The sequence below is a fragment of the Planomonospora algeriensis genome (assembly GCF_977012225.1).
In genome coordinates, this window is record NZ_CDRNDK010000705.1 from 1 (window position 1) to 2,319 (window position 2,319).

General features: G+C 73.7%; 1 protein-coding gene and 1 pseudogene. Both read right to left on the reverse strand.

The window, feature by feature from the left end:
• The coding region (locus tag ACWJ6R_RS34785; protein WP_449066281.1) for an FkbM family methyltransferase at positions 1 to 850 on the reverse strand (850 nt) is incomplete at its 3' end.
• A 376-nt stretch (positions 851 to 1,226) separates the two neighbouring features.
• Positions 1,227 to 2,319: pseudogene (locus ACWJ6R_RS34790) on the reverse strand (hypothetical protein); the annotation flags it as partial.

Consider the following 2,319-nt stretch of genomic DNA (forward strand, 5'->3'; position numbering starts at 1 on the left):
GGGCCCGGTCCGGGCGGGTCCGGGCGCGGCGGTCAGGGCCCGCGAGCTCCGTGGCCCGCTCGGCGGGGACCAGCACGACGTCGCGGGAGCCGTACCTCGGCAGCGGCGCCTCGGCGGCGAGCTCCTCGTCGGTGATGGGGTGCAGGCCGTCGCCGCCGATGGCGCGGACCTCGTAGTCGAGGGCCCGCAGCTCGCGCAGGATTCGGCGCAGGTCGGGGACGTTCTTGAGCACCTCGACGACGATCGTCGGGCGGAGCTCCAGGATCCTCGGCCAGGCGGCCCGCAGGACGTTCGCCTCGTAGCCCTCGATGTCCAGCTTGATCAGGTCGACGCCGTCGAGGAGGTCGTTCATCCGGACGGTGGGAACGGTGATCGTGCGCGACGCGGGCCGGTCGGTGATGCCCTCGCCGCCCTCGACCAGGTAGGCGCCGGTGGGCGCGACGTACTGCTCCTGGTCGGGCAGGGCCAGCTCCAGGGTCCGCGGGGCGTCGTCGCCGACGACGGCGGCCTGGACCACCTCGACGTTGTCCAGCGCGTTGAGGGCGACGTTGCGCTCCACCACCGCGGCGGACTCGGGGTTGGCCTCGACCGCGACGTAGCGGGCGCCGCGGGCCGCGCTCGCCCCCTGCACGGTGTAGTAGCCGATGTTGGCGCCGAGCTCCAGGACGCCCTTGGACGAGGCGCACAGCCGCCGCCAGTATTCGGTCTCCGCGCCCTCGTAGCCGCGCTCGCCGTACCAGAAGAGCAGCCGCGCCAGACGCGACTCGACCGCCGCCAGCCGGATGCCGGGATTGTCGGGCAGGGTGAAGTCCTCGACGAAGTCGAGCGGCCGGTGCCGGGCGATCCGCACGAACTGGCCGAGCGTTCTGTGAGAGAAACCGGTCGAACGAGAGAAACGATCTCTCGTGGCGACGAAGAGCCCGCCGGGCAGCAATCCCAATACGCCGGAAAGGCCGGACCGGAGTCGCATTCGGGCACGCACGGCGGGGGAGAGCGACGAGGCCATGATTCCCCTCGGTAGGACATCGCTGAAAGAAGGACATTAAATCACGAAGAGAGAATGGGAAGAGGGCGAGATGGATCGTTCCATCGCGGGCCGCGGGAACCGCCGACGGGCCCGGTGAATCCGGTGAAGGCGTCCCTCGGGGACCGCCGACGGGTCCGGCGGACCCGCCCGGACCGGTGGGACCGGATCGGCCCGATGGGGCCGGGCCGGGCGGACGGGTTCAGCGGGCGGTCAGCCGGAGGTCGAAGGTCAGGTCGCTGGAGGCCGCCTGGGCCTGGTGGACCTCCACCGCGATGGTGTTCCGCCCGGGGAGCAGCCTTCCGGGGTCGAGGGAGAGCGTCTGCCACACGGTCTCGTCCTCCCCGAAGATCGTGCCCGGTGCGAGGGTGGCCGCGGTGACCGCGCCGGCCGGCAGGTTGCTGCGCATCACCTCCACGCCGTTGAGGTAGACCACCGCGCCGTCGTCGCGCAGGACGCTGAGCGCGGCCTCGTTCAGGGCGCCGGGATCGGCGACCGTGAACGTGTGCCGGAAGTAGTAGGTGACGTGGCCGGGGGCCAGGGAGGTGCGTTCGTCCCCGTCGCCGAAGCCGAGCTGCGCCGGCCCCGAGGGCCACCCGGAGTCGTCCAGGTTCCCGGCCCGCCAGCCGGTGCCCAGGTCGGCGCCGTCGTCGCGGTAGCGCCAGCCGGCCCCCTCCGCCACCAGCGTCAGCTCCTCCGACGGCTGCCGGAGGGGGAACTCGTTGTAGTACGGCCGGGGCTGGCCGTTCAGCCGGGAGTAGGAGCCTCCGGCGCGCAACGCGTCGGGGCCCGCGTCGAGGGCGAAGATCTGACCATTGGAGGTCGGCGCGAACCCGGTGTCGACGGCGCCGGTCGCCGCGTCGACGGCGGCGAAGTCGCAGCGGGTGAAGCCCGCGAAGTCCGGGCAGAAGTGGCCGCCGGCGAACACCCTCCCGTCGCGGACCGCGACCGACTCGACGTCCCCGTCGGCCCGCAGCTCCCAGCGCCGGGCCCCGGTGCCCAGGTGGTAGGCGGCCAGCCTGCCCCCCGGTCCCGCGATCGCGGCGTACGCCGAGTCACCCTCGACCGCCAGGTCCAGCACGATGCACTCGTTGCCGGTGACGACGCACCCGGCGGGGGGCCGCCAGGAGGTGACGGCTCCCGTGGCGGCGTCGACGGCGCCGAGGTAGTCGCGGGCCGCGCCGCCCAGGGAGCGGAACAGCCCGCCGACGAGGAGGGCGGCGCCGTCCGGGGCGGCGGCGAGCGTGTAGACGGTGGCGTCGGCGGCCGGGGCCCAGCCCGATCGCACCGCGCCC